The 16,668-nt window shown below is 40.5% G+C and carries 16 protein-coding genes; 9 read left to right on the forward strand and 7 right to left on the reverse strand.

The window, feature by feature from the left end; all coding sequences use genetic code 11:
• Positions 1-25: 25 nt before the first annotated feature.
• From BLQ05_RS09265 to BLQ05_RS09275, 3 genes are all read left to right on the forward strand, one after another.
• A complete protein-coding gene (locus BLQ05_RS09265; RefSeq protein WP_023576027.1) occupies positions 26-976 on the forward strand; it encodes a mevalonate kinase family protein in 951 nt (316 codons plus the stop codon).
• A 45-nt stretch (positions 977-1,021) separates the two neighbouring features.
• Positions 1,022-1,939 carry a geranylgeranylglycerol-phosphate geranylgeranyltransferase gene (locus BLQ05_RS09270; protein WP_035654270.1) on the forward strand — a complete coding sequence of 306 codons (918 nt, stop codon included), beginning with the start codon at positions 1,022-1,024 and terminating at the stop codon, positions 1,937-1,939.
• Positions 1,940-2,005: 66 nt separating this feature from the next.
• The gene (locus BLQ05_RS09275; protein ID WP_035654271.1) at positions 2,006-2,896 is read left to right on the forward strand and encodes a pseudouridine synthase; all 891 of its coding nucleotides are present in this window, start codon (positions 2,006-2,008) and stop codon (positions 2,894-2,896) included.
• 195 nt (positions 2,897-3,091) lie between these two features.
• On the opposite strand, the gene trxA is transcribed toward BLQ05_RS09275, so the two are convergent.
• From trxA to BLQ05_RS09295, 4 genes are all read right to left on the reverse strand, one after another.
• On the reverse strand, positions 3,092-3,409 hold the full coding sequence (gene trxA, locus BLQ05_RS09280; protein WP_023576031.1) for a thioredoxin: 318 nt from the start codon (positions 3,407-3,409) through the stop codon (positions 3,092-3,094).
• A gap of 224 nt (positions 3,410-3,633) precedes the next feature.
• Positions 3,634-8,145, reverse strand: a complete 4,512-nt coding sequence (dnaE, locus tag BLQ05_RS09285) for a DNA polymerase III subunit alpha (protein ID WP_023576032.1) — start codon at positions 8,143-8,145, stop codon at positions 3,634-3,636.
• A 297-nt stretch (positions 8,146-8,442) separates the two neighbouring features.
• A complete protein-coding gene (locus BLQ05_RS09290; protein ID WP_023576033.1) occupies positions 8,443-8,811 on the reverse strand; it encodes an RNA recognition motif domain-containing protein in 369 nt (122 codons plus the stop codon).
• 143 nt (positions 8,812-8,954) lie between these two features.
• Positions 8,955-9,380 carry a DUF6252 domain-containing protein gene (locus tag BLQ05_RS09295; RefSeq protein WP_023576034.1) on the reverse strand — a complete coding sequence of 142 codons (426 nt, stop codon included), beginning with the start codon at positions 9,378-9,380 and terminating at the stop codon, positions 8,955-8,957.
• Positions 9,381-9,593: 213 nt separating this feature from the next.
• On the opposite strand from BLQ05_RS09295, the gene BLQ05_RS09300 reads away from it, so the two are divergent.
• From BLQ05_RS09300 to BLQ05_RS09320, 5 genes are all read left to right on the forward strand, one after another.
• Entirely contained in the window at positions 9,594-10,148 is a 555-nt protein-coding gene (locus tag BLQ05_RS09300; RefSeq protein WP_023576036.1) for a 30S ribosomal protein S16, read from the forward strand.
• 15 nt (positions 10,149-10,163) lie between these two features.
• A complete protein-coding gene (gene rimM / locus BLQ05_RS09305; RefSeq protein WP_023576037.1) occupies positions 10,164-10,688 on the forward strand; it encodes a ribosome maturation factor RimM in 525 nt (174 codons plus the stop codon).
• A 143-nt stretch (positions 10,689-10,831) separates the two neighbouring features.
• Complete coding sequence (locus BLQ05_RS09310; protein WP_023576038.1) at positions 10,832-11,551, forward strand: tRNA1(Val) (adenine(37)-N6)-methyltransferase; 720 nt, start codon at positions 10,832-10,834, stop codon at positions 11,549-11,551.
• A gap of 111 nt (positions 11,552-11,662) precedes the next feature.
• Positions 11,663-12,841: an acyl-CoA dehydrogenase family protein gene (locus BLQ05_RS09315; protein ID WP_035654272.1), complete on the forward strand. Its 1,179-nt coding sequence runs from the start codon at positions 11,663-11,665 to the stop codon at positions 12,839-12,841.
• A 92-nt stretch (positions 12,842-12,933) separates the two neighbouring features.
• On the forward strand, positions 12,934-13,719 hold the full coding sequence (locus tag BLQ05_RS09320) for a DUF3050 domain-containing protein (RefSeq protein WP_023576040.1): 786 nt from the start codon (positions 12,934-12,936) through the stop codon (positions 13,717-13,719).
• 73 nt (positions 13,720-13,792) lie between these two features.
• On the opposite strand, the gene BLQ05_RS09325 is transcribed toward BLQ05_RS09320, so the two are convergent.
• The 3 genes from BLQ05_RS09325 to BLQ05_RS09335 form a co-directional block, all read right to left on the reverse strand.
• Positions 13,793-14,209, reverse strand: a complete 417-nt coding sequence (locus BLQ05_RS09325; RefSeq protein ID WP_023576041.1) for a hypothetical protein — start codon at positions 14,207-14,209, stop codon at positions 13,793-13,795.
• A gap of 155 nt (positions 14,210-14,364) precedes the next feature.
• Complete coding sequence (locus tag BLQ05_RS09330; protein WP_074460120.1) at positions 14,365-14,883, reverse strand: hypothetical protein; 519 nt, start codon at positions 14,881-14,883, stop codon at positions 14,365-14,367.
• 460 nt (positions 14,884-15,343) lie between these two features.
• Entirely contained in the window at positions 15,344-16,117 is a 774-nt protein-coding gene (locus tag BLQ05_RS09335) for a LuxR C-terminal-related transcriptional regulator (RefSeq protein WP_023576044.1), read from the reverse strand.
• A gap of 92 nt (positions 16,118-16,209) precedes the next feature.
• Here BLQ05_RS09335 and BLQ05_RS09340 point away from each other — a divergent pair.
• On the forward strand, positions 16,210-16,668 hold a 459-nt coding region (locus BLQ05_RS09340; protein WP_176756872.1), incomplete at its 3' end, for a delta-60 repeat domain-containing protein.

Here is a 16,668-nt window from a genome sequence, read left to right on the forward strand (position 1 = left end):
TTCGTTTTTAAACCAAAAACAACATATGAAAGGACCGCTTTTTTACTCAAAAATATTACTCTTCGGAGAATACGGAATTATCAAAGATTCCAAAGGCTTGTCTATTCCTTATAATTTTTACAACGGCGCTTTGAAAGTGGATAATCCCGATAGCTATCGGGACAAGGAAGAGGCTGTAAAATCGAACGCAAGTCTGAAACGATTTGTATCGCATCTGGAAAACTTACAAACCGAACAACCCGAGTTGGTCACTTTCAATTTAGCGGCTTTAAAAACCGATGTGGAACGCGGCATGTATTTCGATTCCAGTATTCCGCAAGGATATGGCGTGGGAAGTAGCGGTGCTTTGGTAGCCGCGATTTACGATAAATACGCAAATAATAAAATCACGGTGCTGGAAAACCTAACCCGTGAGAAACTGTTACAACTGAAAGCCATTTTTTCTCAGATGGAATCGTTTTTCCATGGAAAAAGTTCCGGTTTGGATCCGTTAAACAGCTATTTGAGTTTACCGATTTTGATCAATTCCAAAGACAATATCGAACCAACGGGCATTCCTTCACAAAGTACGGAAGGAAAAGGTGCCGTGTTCTTGATTGACTCCGGCATTGTGGGTGAAACCGCTCCAATGGTCAATATTTTCATGGAAAGCCTGAAAGAAGAAGGTTTCCGAAAAATGCTTAAATCCCAATTCATCAAACATACCGATGCCTGCGTGGAAAACTTCCTGCATGGTGATATGAAATCCCTTTTCGCCAATACGAAAAAACTTTCTAAAGTCGTTTTGAACAACTTTAAACCTATGATTCCAGAGCAATTCCATCAGGTATGGCAAAAAGGAATTGACACTAACGATTATTACCTGAAACTTTGCGGTTCCGGTGGTGGTGGTTATATTTTAGGGTTTACACAAGACTTGGAAAAAGCCAAACAATCGTTAAAAGATTACAAATTGGAAGTGGTATATCAGTTTTAAGAAATAACTTCAAACTTTTAAACCTAAAACTTTCAACCACAACTCATGCTCACACGAAAAACAAAATTATTGTTGATGAAAATCCTCAGTTTGTTTTCTGTGGTGCGTGGGTACAACATTCCCATAATTGTCCTGGCGCAGTATTTGTCTTCGATTTTCATCTTAGCTCCCGAAAAAAGAGCCTTGGATGTCATACTCGATTGGCGTCTTTTCATCATCGTTTTCGTTTCGACCTTAACGATTGCCTCCGGGTACATCATCAATAATTTTTACGATTCCGAAAAGGATTTAATCAACCGCCCAAACAAATCCATGCTGGACCGATTGGTGAGTCAGAAAACAAAACTTCAGGTCTATTTCGGATTGAATTTTTTAGCGACTGCCCTAGCGTACATCATTTCCTGGCGAGCCGCTTTGTTTTTTGCCGTATATATTTTCCTGATTTGGTTCTATTCCCATAAGCTGAAAAAGTATCCCATCATTGGAAACCTAACCGCTTCTCTGTTAGCGGTATTGCCTTTCTTTGGGATTTTATTGTATTTCAAGAATTTCTATCACGTGATTTTTGCACATGCTTCCTTTTTACTCCTACTGATTTTAATCCGTGAAATGATTAAGGACCTGGAAAACATCAAAGGCGATGTGGCAAACGATTATCAAACCATCCCGGTGCGTTTCGGCGAAAAAATATCAAAACAACTCATTACGGCTTTAACCATTGCAACAGTACTTCCGGTCTATATCTTAATCGATGTCTACGACGTGGGCTACATGGACATTTACTTTTACATCAGTTTGATTGTATTGGTTTTTTTCCTTATAAAACTCTGGAAATCACAAACCCATAACGAGTACGTTCTATTGCACAATATCTTGAAATCACTTATTGTAGCAGGCGTTTTCTGTATCGTTCTAATCGACCCGACGGTACTGATTAACGGTCGGACAGTACTCAAGATATAACTTCTGATTTCCGATTTCTAACTACGAATGCTTTTAAACACTATCTTTGCAAAAATTATAGTGAAAATGAATAACGGAAAAGGAAATAATAAAAAAGGGCCTTCGTCTAAAAAAACAGGCAGCGGAGCTAAGAAGCCAAACACTTCAGCCAAAGCTACTTTCAAAAAAGACGACAGTAAAACCGGTTTCCCAAAAGCAAAACCTGCTTTTGACAAAAAACCTAAGGCACCTAAAAAACCTGCCAACCCGGACGAAATGCGTCTGAACAAATACATTGCCAATTCAGGCGTTTGCTCGCGTCGTGATGCGGATATTTACATCCAATCCGGAAACGTAAAAGTAAACGGTGAAGTGGTTACCGAAATGGGCTACAAAGTGCAACTGAACGACGTGGTAAACTTCGACGGAAGCTTAATCACTCCGGAGAAAAAAGAATACGTTTTACTAAACAAACCAAAAGGATTCACGACTTCCAAAGACGAAGACCTGAATTCCAATAACGTTTTGGATTTAGTTCGCGGGGCCACAAAAGCCAAATTACAGGCCGTGGGAAGAATGGACAAAACCACTACCGGTTTGTTGTTGTTCACTAATGATACCGATATGGTCCGTAAGTTTACGATTCCTAACCAACGTTCGTCCAAAGTGTACCAGGTTTCTTTGGATAAAAACCTGAAATACGAAGATTTGGAGAAAATCGCTGCCGGATTAACCATCGACGGTCACCGCGTTTTCGTGGAAGAAGTATCCTATATCGAAGACCAGCCGAAAAGTGAAATCGGCATCAAAATGAAAACCTCCAACGTAAAAGTGGTGCGTTCCATTTTCGAGCATTTCAAATACGACGTTTTAAGAGTAGACCGTGTGGTTTTCGCCGGTTTGACCAAAAAGAATTTACCGAGAGGCAATTGGAGATTCCTAACCGAACAGGAAATCATCAATCTGAAAAATTCGTAGCCAATCCACTTTAAACCTAAAATAACCGCAGATTCGCAGATTAAAAACGAAATCTTTGTAAATAATCTGCAAATCTGCGGTGGAATTTTTAAAATCCGGAAGTGAAATAAAACATAAGGATTTAACTGTTTTTGAAACCAACAAAAAAAGGCTAACAAAATAATGTTAGCCTTTTTTATTGTTTATTACCTTCGATTATAATAACGCGTCGATGGCTTCAGTATACGTATTTTTAGGAGCAACTCCCACCTGACGTCCTACCACTTCTCCGTTTTGGAATACCAAAACCGTTGGAATGTTACGAACACCGTATTTCGCTGCAAACTCCTGATTCGCATCTACATCTACTTTCCCGATTACCGCTTTTCCGGCATACTCTTCACTGATCTGATCAATGATTGGAGCCACCATACGACATGGTCCGCACCAAGCTGCCCAAAAATCCACCAATACCGGTTTGTCTGATTTTAATACTACTTCATCAAAAGTCGCATCTGTTATTGCTATAGCCATAATTTCATATTTTAAATTGTTAGACAAAAGTAGGATATTATTTTGAATTGTTTACCTATTGGAAATCAGTTTTGATTATGATTAAATTGATATTATTTATTTGTTTTCTTCAGAAGCTAATCCTGCTATCCGTTGCAATCTTTTTGCAAGAATGTCATGCTGAGCTTGTCGAAGCATCTATGCAAAAAGGATTTCCATTGCTATCAGGGCTAGGGCCTCGGTTGTTAATTCAAACGGAAGTTAACCTGAAGCCGTTCCAGCTCCGCCAACATCGCATTCGAAACCCCGATTTTGAGTTTCCGGCTTGGCATGCTGAGTTTGGTCACCACCTTAATTTCTTCTTTTTCTTCCGGAATCTCGATTTCCACCTCCTCGGTAATTTCATCCGTATCCGAAACGTCCTCCACTTCCGTTACCACGGGAATTTCAATCGCTTTTCTGACTTTCTCCAACTCCATCACTTCAAACGTCACGGTTGTTTCGCCTTGATTCGCCTTGAAAAGTTCGTTGAGTTCCATAATCAGTTGCTCACGTAAATCGAAAATCGAAAATTGAAGAATCAGTTTTTTAGCAAACGTGGCTAAAACATCCTGCAACATGATCACCTGCAAAAACTGAAGCCGCGGATCGGATTTTTTACCCGTTTCCTTATTTGTCCAGCCTTCCTTCACACTCAGTTTTATGTACACGAAATGATTCTGCCCAAGGAAATGGCGGTATTTCAGGTATTCCTCATCAAAGATGCGGAACTCATAACTCTCGTCATACCCTTCCAGTACAAAAGTCGCCCAACCTTTACCATTCTTCGCGGTGCGGTGTTGCACATTGGTTACGATTCCGCCCACAGCGATGCTTTTTCCAACATGCGGCGCCAAATCCTTTAAGGCTTCAAGTCGCGTACTGCAGAAATATTTCATTTCAAATTTATAATCGTCCAACGGATGGCCGGAAATGTAAATCCCCACCACCTCTTTTTCCTGCGCGAGTTTCTGCATCGTGTTCCACTCTTCGCAAGGCGGCACTACCGGTTCCGGAATCTGTACTTCCGACGCATCGCCAAACAAACTCACCTGCGAGGAATTCTCATTCTCCTGAAACTTGGATCCGTAACGCATCGCTTTTTCAAGGAACGTACTGTTATCGCCATCGGTATGAAAATACTGTGCCCGGTGCGTGTTGGTGAAACAATCGAACCCTCCGGCTAACGCTAAGTTTTCAAAGGCTTTTTTGTTGGCCGCACGCAAATCGATTCGCTTCGCCAAATCGAAAATGGATTTGTATTTTCCGTCTTTACGGCCTTCCACAATGGTTCGCACGGCACCTTCTCCCACTCCTTTAATCGCGCCCATTCCGAAACGCACGGCGTACTCTTCGTTTACCGTAAATTTATAGAAGGATTCATTCACATCCGGACCTAAAACCGCCAAGCCCATACGCTTACACTCTTCCATAAAGAACGAAACCTGTTTGATGTCGTTCATATTATTGGAAAGTACCGCCGCCATGTATTCCGCCGGATAGTTGGCTTTTAAATAAGCGGTTTGATAAGCAATCCAGGCATAACAGGTCGAGTGGGATTTGTTGAACGCATATTCCGCGAACGCTTCCCAGTCTTTCCAGATTTTTTCTAACTTTTCTTCCGAATGGCCTTTCGCCGCTGCCTGACTCACGAATTTAGGTTTCATTTTATCAAGAACGTCACGCTGCTTTTTTCCCATCGCCTTACGCAATACGTCGGCATCCCCTTTCGAGAAGTCGGCCAGTTTTTGCGACAAAAGCATCACCTGTTCCTGATATACCGTAATTCCGTAGGTATCTTTCAGTAATTCTTCACAGGCTTCCAGATCGTATTCAATCGGTTCTTCGCCGTTCTTCCGCTTAATGAAACTCGGGATGTACGCAATCGGTCCCGGACGGTATAACGCATTCATCGCAATCAGGTCATTGAAAACCGTAGGCTTCAGTTCCTTCATGTATTTCTGCATTCCGGCACTCTCGTACTGGAAAATCCCGACGGTTTCCCCTCTTTGGAACAACTCGAATGTCTTAACGTCATCAATCGGAAATTCATCCGGATTGAGGACTTTTCCGGTGCGGTATTTTATCAGTTTTACGGTATCCTTAATCAGCGTCAGGGTCTTCAGACCCAGGAAGTCCATTTTCAACAACCCGGCACTTTCGGCTACGGAGTTGTCAAATTGGGTCACATATAAATCGGAATCCTTTGCAGTGGTTACGGGTACGAAATTCGTAATGTCGCTTGGCGTAATAATCACCCCACACGCGTGAATACCGGTATTTCTTAAATTCCCTTCCAGAATTTGCGCCTGCTGAATGGTTTCCCCACTCAAATCGGCTTCTTTGGAAAGTTCAATCAGTTCTTTCATGCGGTCGAAATCTTCCGGGCGCAATACCTTTCTGATTTCGGCTTCATCGCCTTTCATGAAACGCGCCAGATTCCATTTGGACGGCAACATTCCCGGCAAGAGTTTTGCAATTTTATCGGCTTCAAAAAGCGGCAAGTCCAACACCCTTGCGGTATCACGAATCGCTGATTTCGCCGCCATGGTACCGTAGGTGATGATTTGCGCCACCTGTTTGGAACCGTATTTCTGGATTACATAATCCATTACGCGGCTTCGGCCTTCGTCATCAAAATCGATATCGATATCGGGTAACGACACACGATCCGGATTCAGGAAACGCTCAAAAAGGAGGTTGTACATCAACGGATCGATGTTGGTGATACCCAAACAGTACGCCACCACCGAACCTGCCGCCGAACCACGACCGGGCCCAACGGAAACGTCCATTTTTCGGGCTTCGGCAATGAAATCCTGTACGATTAGGAAATAGCCGGGATATCCGGAATTCTCAATGGTCATCAATTCGAAATCGATGCGTTCCTTTATCTCTTCAGTGATTTCTTTGTAACGTCTTTTGGCCCCTTCGTATGTCAGATAACGCAAATATTTGTTTTCCCCGCGTTTGCCTTCATCGGCTTTGTCTTCTTCGACTAAAAACTCGTCGGGAATTTCAAATTTCGGAAGCAATACGTCTCTGTACAGCGAATAGATTTCAACCTTATCAACGATTTCCTGCGTATTGATGATGGCTTCCGGCAAATCGGAGAATGCTTTTTTCATTTCGGCATCCGATTTGAAATAGTATTCCTGATTGGGCAATCCGAAACGATAGCCACGACCGCGACCGATAGGTGTTGCCTGTTTTTCCCCGTCTTTCACGCACAACAAAATATCGTGTGCATTGGCATCTTCTTTCGAAATGTAGAACGTATTGTTGGTGGCAATCAGTTTGATATTGTGTTTTCGGGCAAAGGAAATCAGCGTTTGGTTCACGCGGTTTTCGTCTTCCTGATTGTGGCGCATGAGTTCGATATAGAAATCGGAACCAAATTGCGAATGCCACCAAAGCAGTGCTTCTTCGGCCTGATTTTCACCGATATTTAAAATTTTATTCGGAATTTCTCCGTATAAATTTCCCGATAAAACGATGATGTCTTCTTTGTATTGTTCAATGACTTTTCTGTCGATTCGCGGCACGTAATAAAATCCGTCCGTATAGGCAATCGACGACATTTTGGCCAAATTATGGTAGCCGTTTTTATTTTTAGCCAGGAAAACCACCTGATAGCCGTTGTCCTTTTTAGTTTTGTCTTTATGGTCTTCACAAACAAAAAACTCACAACCCACAATTGGTTTCATTTCGACTTCGGTGGGTAGTTCGCCGTTTTCCAGGGCGGCCGCATTTTTGGCTGCCGCTGCCTTGTTGTGATTCAGCACATCGCGTACGAAATGGAAAGCGCCCATTAAATTGGCGTAATCCGTCATCGCAACGGCCGGCATCTTGTTTTGGGCTGCTGCCGCCACCAGTTTCGCAATCGAAATAGTGGATTGCAATACCGAAAACTGGGTGTGGTTGTGCAGGTGTACGAAGGTGGTCTCCTTTAAATCCTGTTGATGTTCTTCGGATATCGGGGTTACAACTTCTTCTTTCTGAATTTGCTGGAATCGCTTTCGAATTTCTTCGGAAGCCGATTTCAGATTGATATGTTTTAACCCGATGAGTTGGATTTCCTGTGGATTGTTTTCGCGGAAATTGCGGAAATAATCTTCGGTAACGTCGAGTTCTTCTTTGGTGAAAACCTCGCGTTTGATTAATTCGAGGAAACATCTTGTGGTAGCTTCCACGTCGGCAGTAGCGTTGTGCGCTTCGCCGAAAGGTGTTCCGAAAAGGTATTGGTGCAATTCGGTTAGCGTGGGTAATTTGAATCGGCCGCCTCTACCTCCGGGCAATTTCAACAAATCGGCGGTCACTTCGGTACAGGTGTCCAAAACCGGCATTTTCACCATATCGGAACCCACGTTCATTCGGTGGAATTCGCAGCCCATGATGTTGACGTCGAAACCTACATTCTGACCGACAATGAATTTGGTTTTGGAAAGCGCGATGTTGAATTTCTCAAGCACTTCCAATAGCGGAACCCCTTGTTCCATGGCCAGTTCGGTGGAGATACCGTGGATGCGTTCGGCATCGTAGGGAATATTGAACCCTTCCGGTTTGACCAGATAGTCCTGATGTTCGATAAGGTTCCCCATTTCGTCGTGCAACTGCCAGGCGATCTGGATACAGCGTGGCCAGTTATCGGTATCGGTAATGGGTGCTGACCAACTGCGTGGTAAGCCTGTGGTTTCGGTATCGAAAATTAGATACATATCTTAAAATGAAGGTTTTACTGTTATCACTTTTATAAAAAAGCAATTGTTCAAAAGTACATTTTCAGAGAATAGAAATCAATTTTAGTTATCAACAAAAGTACAAAACGATAACCTCTTAGCCCCGTCCCGATAGCAATCGGGAGAGCCGGTAGCTCAGGAACGCAGTGGAAGACTAAAGGCGAAGACGGGAAAACGGATTGCAAAAAATACCCGAGCCGTTCGCTCCAAAAAAATAAAAACACAAAAAAAGCCATCTCATACGAGACGGCTTCTGTTATTTATCTAAAAAAAAGACTAGTATCTTCCTCCTCTGTTTCCACCACCGTAGCTTCCGCCACCGCTGTTTCCACCACGATTGTTTCCACCACCGTAACCACCTCCCGCAGGACGGTTGTTATTGAAGCTTCTTCTTTCACCTTCCGGTTTCGGCTCTGATTTGTTAACCACGATAGCACGACCACCTACAGTAGCACCGTTTAATTCTTCGATAGCTTTCTGAGCGTCAGCTTCGTTTTCCATTTCAACAAAACCGAATCCTTTACTTCTTCCAGTAAATTTGTCAGTAATAATTTTAACTGAAGTTACCTCTCCGTATACCCCAAAAGAATCTCTTAAATCTGCTTCGTCAATTGAGAACGGAAGACTTCCTACAAAAATGTTCATATATATTATTTAAATAATTTTGGTAAAGGTAGGCTATTAATTTTGTAAATCACTCACTATTAAGGTTTTCTTTTTAAATAATTTTGATTATAACAAAAAACCACTCCTTTCGAAGTGGTTATTAATCAGTATTTTAGCTTGTTTTATCTGGGAACTTTATAAAAAGTACCCTCTGTGAAAATCACTTCGTTACCCGCTCCGTCTTCTGCAACAAAATGGAATTTACCGGTAACCGTTCCATCCACACCGGATGTTATTTTTATTTCTCCCGATACCGATTCATAGCTTGCGCCGGCACCGTCAACAGAATCGTAGATGGCATAACTTGCTGAAGTTCCGGTTAAAACATACGTTCCGTTATTTGCCGAAGTGGTATGCAACTCAACCATATCCGTACCTACCGCACCAATAATCGTAAGCCCTCCTGCATCTGCAAAAGCATACATGTCATTTGCTTTCCAGATGTTGCCGTTTTTATTGGCCTGAAAAGCCGGGTTGTTGAATTTAACTTCTTCCCCACAAGACGCGAAAGCAGCTACTAATAAGAATAACGAAACTATTTTTTTCATTTTGACGGAATTGTTATTTGGATATAATACTCACAAAAATAACTTTTAATTAATAATGTACAAGTTTTTTTCTTTTGAATATTTTAAAGACCACGAAATCAAATCACTATGCCTGCTAAAAAAACGAAAGAAAATTATTTTGTATCCCAAAGTTTTATATCTTTGCACCCTTAAATAACCGAGGTCGAGAACCTCAAATTAATCACAAGATTTATGTCAGTAAAAATTAGATTACAAAGACATGGTAAAAAAGGGAAACCTTTTTACTGGATCGTAGCAGCAGATGCTCGCGCGAAAAGAGATGGTAGATTCTTAGAGAAAATCGGAACTTACAATCCAAACACTAACCCTGCAACTATCGACTTAAACCTTGATAGCGCGGTACAATGGTTACACAACGGTGCTCAGCCAACTGACACTGCAAGAGCTATTCTTTCTTACAAAGGTGCTTTATTAAAACACCACCTAGACGGAGGTGTTCGTAAAGGCGCTTTAACTCAGGAGCAAGCGGATGCTAAATTAGCAGCTTGGTTAGAGTCTAAAGCTGGAAAAGTGGATGCTAAAAAAGCAGGTTTATCGAAAGCAGAAGCAGATGCTAAAGCGAAAGCTTTAAAAGCAGAAAAAGAAGCGAACGAAAAACGTATTGCTGCACAGGCAGAAGCTGCTAAAGTTGAAGAAGCTGCAGAAGAAGTTACGGAAGAAGTAGCAGAAGCTGCAACTGAAGAAGCTCCGGCTGCTGAAGAAAACAACGAAGAAACTCAAGCATAATTTTATAGCGATTCCATGCGTAAAGACGAATGTTTCTATTTAGGTAAAATCGCTAAAAAGTTTAGTTTCAAAGGGGAAGTTCTTATCTATCTGGATACGGACGAACCTGAAATGTATGAAAATCTGGAATCAGTTTTTGTTGAATTCAACAAAAATCTGATTCCATTTTTTATTGAAAAAGGGGCACTTCACAAAGGCGACTTCCTCCGAGTAAAATTTGAAGAAGTGGACAGTGAAGAAGATGCCGACCGCTTAATTAACTGTGAAGTCTATCTTCCGTTAAGCACGTTGCCGAAACTGGAAGGCAACAAATTCTATTTCCATGAAGTGATTGGTTTTGATGTGGAAGACGTACGTTTGGGGAATATCGGGAAAATTGTTTCCATTAACGATTCCAGCGCACAACCACTTTTCGAAATCCTAAAAGACAATACGGAAATCCTTATTCCGATGATTGACGCTTTCATCGTACAGGTAGACCGAGCCAACAAAAAAGTTGTTCTGGATACTCCGGAAGGTTTGGTGGATTTGTACTTATAGATTTCTAGATACGCTGCGCTTTAGATTCTTAGACACGCTATGCTCTTAGATTTTTGGATATTTTCCTTTAAAACTAAAAATCTAACAATCCAATAATCCAACAATCTAACAATCCAACAATCTAAAAGTCTAATAACCCAAAAATGTTTCAATTCAAACAATTTTCCATTGCACAAGACCGCTGCGCCATGAAAGTGGGTACCGACGGCGTTTTACTTGGTGCCTGGACCCCCTTGATTAACAACCCTTACAACATTTTGGATATTGGCACCGGAACCGGAGTTATCGCTTTGATGTTAGCGCAACGCAGCCAAGCCGTCCCGATAACTGTCGGGAAGATTGACGCTATTGAAATTGACGATGACGCTTACGAACAAGCCACCGAAAACTTCGAAAATTCGCCCTGGAACGACCGTTTGTATTGTTATCATGCCGGATTGGATGAATTTGTTGACGAAGTAGAGGAAGAATTCGACCTGATTGTTTCCAACCCTCCCTTCTATACCGAAAATTACAAATCCGATAACGAACAGCGCGATGCTGCCCGCTTTGAAGACTCCCTTCCCTTCGAAGAATTGGTGGAAGCGGCTGATTTTTTCTTATCCGACCACGGTATTTTTTCCATAATCATCCCCTATAAAGAAGAAGAAAAGCTCCTAGGACTTTGTGCCGAAAGAGACCTGTTCCCCTTAAAAATCACCCGGGTAAAAGGCACACCCACTTCGGAAATCAAACGCAGTTTACTGGCCTTCAGTCGCGTTGAACAAACGCCGTTAGTTGACGAATTGGTTATTGAAACCGCACGTCATCAGTACACTCCGGAATACATTGAACTCACAAAGGATTTTTATCTGAAAATGTAATCTTCGTTAAACCTTTTAAGCCTCTTCTCTTTTATCAAAAATTATAACTATCACAAATTGAATAGTTAAATATCTTTGCGTACTTTTGTGAACCAAAAATTTTTATTCAAAATGAAACCAGATTTATTTCAAGCTCCTGATTATTATCTGTTAGACGATTTACTAACGGAAGAACATAAATTAGTACGTGACTCAGCTCGTGCCTGGGTAAAAAAAGAAGTGTCTCCCATTATTGAAGAATATGCTCAAAAAGCGGAATTCCCAAAACAAATCGTAAAAGGTTTGGCGGAAATCGGTGGTTTTGGACCTTATATCCCGGTTGAATACGGAGGTGCAGGTTTGGATCAAATCTCTTACGGATTGATCATGCAGGAAATTGAGCGCGGAGATTCCGGTGTTCGTTCCACCTCATCCGTACAATCTTCTTTGGTGATGTATCCGATCTGGAAATACGGAAACGAAGAACAACGCATGAAATATTTACCGAAACTGGCTACCGGAGAATTCATCGGATGTTTCGGATTAACGGAACCGGATTATGGTTCCAACCCGGGCGGGATGGTAACCAACTTCAAAGACATGGGCGACCATTATTTGTTAAACGGTGCCAAAATGTGGATTTCGAATGCTCCGTTTGCGGATATCGCAGTAGTGTGGGCGAAAGATGAATCCGGAAGAATTCACGGTCTGATCGTAGAGAGAGGCATGGAAGGTTTTACCACTCCTGAAACACACAACAAATGGTCGTTAAGAGCTTCAGCGACCGGAGAATTGATTTTTGACAACGTAAAAGTGCCGAAAGAAAACCTATTACCGAACAAATCCGGTTTGGGCGCACCACTTGGATGTTTGGACTCCGCACGTTACGGAATTGCCTGGGGTGCTATCGGTGCCGCAATGGACTGTTACGATACTGCTTTGAGATATTCTCAGGAAAGAATCCAATTCGACAAACCGATTGGAGCTACACAATTGCAACAAAAGAAATTAGCCGAAATGATTACCGAAATCACCAAAGCACAATTGTTGACTTGGAGATTGGGCGTTTTAAGAAACGAAGGAAGAGCTACTACAGCTCAGATTTCCATGGCAAAAAGAAACAATGTGGACATGGCATTAACCATCGCTCGTGATGCCCGCCAAATGTTAGGCGGAATGGGAATTACCGGAGAATATTCCATCATGCGTCACATGATGAACTTGGAGTCGGTGGTTACTTATGAAGGAACACACGATATTCACTTGCTAATCACAGGTATGGATGTTACCGGTTTCCCGGCATTCAAATAATAGATTTCAATATCCTTATTGATAAATTCAATGTTAAAAGCTTCTCTAAAACGGGAAGCTTTTTTACATTTGTATCACAAACTACTATTGCTATGAATATTCATACTATCAATAAAAGTATTCAGCCTCAAAGGGAACTTTTATTACATCACTCGCTGTACAAACAAATTCAGACTGTTGATGATTTGCGTCATTTCATGGAAGGACATGTGTATGCCGTTTGGGATTTCATGTCGCTCCTAAAAGCACTGCAGCAAAAGTTAACCTGTACAACAACGCCTTGGTTCGCATCACCCAATCCGGAAATGCGGTATCTGATTAACGAAATCGTTTTAGCCGAAGAATCCGATCTTACCTTAGACGGAAAACGACTGAGCCATTTCGAAATGTATCTGGAGGCGATGAAATCCAGTGGCGCCAATACCACAAACATTGAAACCTTTCTGGAAAGCGTTATCTCGATGCAGAATATTTTTGTATCGATAAAAATCAGTGATTTACACCCGAAAATTAAAGAATTCCTGAATTTCACGTTCGAGGTAATCGAACACGGAAAAGCACACGAAATTGCAGCAGCATTCACCTTCGGAAGAGAAGACCTGATTCCGGATATGTTTTCGGAAATCCTGAAAAACTTCCAGATTAATTTCCCGGAAACCGATTTATCGCAACTGATTTACTATTTCGAACGACACATTGAATTGGATGCCGACGATCACGGCCCAATGGCGATGCAGATGATTACCGAACTGTGCGGAGAAGACAACCAAAAATGGAAAGAAGTGGAAGCCATTTCGATTCAGGCTTTGGAAAAACGCATCGGTTTATGGGATGCGATTGAAGAACACATTAATGAAATGCATTTAGCCACCACATAAAAAAATCCCGAACTGAGTTCGGGATTTTTATTTTAAAACAACAAAAAGGAGTCTGAAAAGACTCCTTTTCTTGTTATGCCGCCTGCAATATTACTTTTCGGGCATTTACATCAGCTATAAAAACCTCAACTTCATCCAGCTCTTTGTTGATGCGTTCCAAATCCAACTCTTTTTCCAATAAGGCAACCGAGCCATAACTTTCCTTTCGGTTTTCCAACAAGAATTTCTTGTACTCCAATCGGGTTAACTTTTTCTCCAAATCTTCTTTGGTTGGGCCTTCCGGCAAAGCGGCAAGAACGGTTTCGGTAGCATCAATTTCAGCAATCACGCCTTGTAAAACCGCATCAATCTCTACTGAGGTACTGCTGTAATTTACGGTAAGGCGTTCTACCGACAATTGTTTAAACGTTAAGTCTGATTTTTCTTTTTCTGCCCATGTTAATAAAACATCGCAATCGGCTACCGTGGTAATTTTGTTTAATGAATACATAATTTATAAAATTTAAAAGTTAATATTACTCTTACAGCTTTCAAATGCAATGCCAAAAAAATCGCATAAATAAGCCCTGATTGTGATTTTAACATTTTGTAAGAAAATGATTTGTTTTTAAAATTAATTATGTATTTGAAAATCAACAATTATTCTTACACTTTTAATTTTGCTTCCATTTTAAATTTTAACATTTCGAGGGTTTCTTTTTTTAACTCTAATTGCGCCAAACGTTTTAAGCTATGCTTATTTAAAGTAGTACACGCCCTTTTTGAAATACTTTGTGATAAGTTTCGCAAGAATTCGTTATCATCCTGTTTCTTTAAATACTCTGCTATAGCCAAAGCAGCATTACACTCTTTTCGGATGTACAAAGACGTTTGGATTTTTCGTTCGAGGTAGCGCAACTTATATTCAACGGTTTTATATTCCTCTTTTAGCCATTCATGCACTTGCTCTTTTTCGATGGCTTCCTGTTTCGCACCTATACCGGAAACCGTGCCGTTTTTTTTCAGATGATTCACTACAGCAGCCAAACGTTCGCTTGCCATCTGCGGAATATCGCGCCGTCCGGTATTAAACATGGTCCAGTGAATTCGCGTTATACCCAACAACATGGCCGTTTCTTCTTGAGTTAAGCCAATCAGACTTTTTATGGTAGCTTCTTTTTTCATGTGTAACATTTTTTTTCGTTTAAAAATAGTGTTACAAAAACTGTGACATTTTTTTTAAACTGAAAATTTTGTTACCAAAAGCGTAACATTATTTTCAAAATGATTTTTTTGTTACACCATAATGGCATTGAAAAGCACCAATCAAAGCCTTTATCAAAACTTCAAACACAGTTTAAAGAAAGAACAGGGCAATAAATTCTTCAGAAACAAGACAAAAACCGTTTTTCCGATTAGTTTAGCATTTACACTGATTTAATCTGATAGTACGAAATCAGATTCAGAAAGATTGGATTGAATCACTAAAAAACTGTAGCTTTTTTACCTTACTTCCTCGACGCAAAATGCACCCCAGCGAAGCGGATTGACAAAGTAATTTTACGCTATTATTATGGGCAGCATTTCTGAGCGGTAAGATTAAAGCATTTTTCATTTATAAGAGATTGATGATAAAAAACAAAGACTAAAGTAACCCATCTGTAAATGCCTTTACAATAAGCTCATTATTGGTTTTACAGTTAGATTTTCTGAGAATATTTTTTCGATGACTATTCACAGTATGCTTACTAATGTGCAATTGCAAAGCTATCTCTGCACTGGTTTTACTGTCTACGATTAATTTTAGAATTTCTTTTTCACGAGCTGTTAAAATCTCAATGGAAGCAGAATAAAACGGATCGACTTCAACATTGTAAAAAGAAGGTTCTCCTTCTAAACCAATAAACGATAAACCAGCAGGCTTATCGCTTGTTTTTATGTGAGAGATGAGCGTATGAATTCCTAATGCGCGAAATACGGCGCCAGTATCATCGCTTTGTATAGCAGTGGCCTGATGTAAAACCCATTCGTATTCTCCTTCTCTATTTCGCAATCGAAAATCGTAACTAACTTTATATTTTAAGGTTTTATCGGGTGGTAAATCATTAAAAAACTCAGTTACTTTTTGTTCATAGGCGATAAACCTTGCCTTGTCATCTGGATGCATATTCTCAAATACATATTGCACCGTAAAATCAGTATAGTCTTCAAGCTTAAATATTTTTTTAACATTTACACTAACAAATTCAAACTGCACGCTGGCAGGATTAAAAATGTAGTAGTAATAGTCGCCCACCTGAAAAATATCCAATATTCTTTTTTGGATTTTTAATTTGAAACTTAGCTCCATTTCCTTGTCTTGAAAACGTGCAATCTGTCCCCAAGCTTCTATAATGTCATCATAATTTAAATTCCTCATAGGCTTTTAATTGGTTAAAAATCACTACTTGTAGCTATATTTTAGTGTTTCCTAATATAATAAATTTGTTAAATAAATTCTAAGACTTTTTCATGAAAAAAATTTTACTCCTTTTATGTTTGTATTGTTCTATAATTATTTATGGGCAAACTCCAGGGGATGTTGCTCAAAATTTTGGAGCTTTTCCCGGGTTTAATTATAGTGTTGAAACCATAGCAACACAAGCTGATGGCAAAATCCTTGCAGGTGGATATTTTACAACATATAAAGGTATTACTGAAAACAGAATCATTCGTTTAAATGCCGATGGCACTAAAGACACTACTTTTAATACTGGAACAGGGTTTAATAGTGCTGTTTTAACCATTGCGCTACAAGCTGATGGTAAAATCCTTGTGGGGGGCTATTTTACGACATATAATGATGTTACAGAAAATTACATCATTCGTTTAAATACCGATGGCACTAAAGACACTACTTTTAATACCGGAACAGGGTTTAATAATGGTGTTGGAATCATAGCACCACAAGCTGATGGCAAAATCCTTGTG

Source organism: Flavobacterium saliperosum, assembly GCF_900100625.1.
In the GTDB taxonomy this organism is placed as follows: Bacteria; Bacteroidota; Bacteroidia; order Flavobacteriales; family Flavobacteriaceae; genus Flavobacterium; species Flavobacterium saliperosum.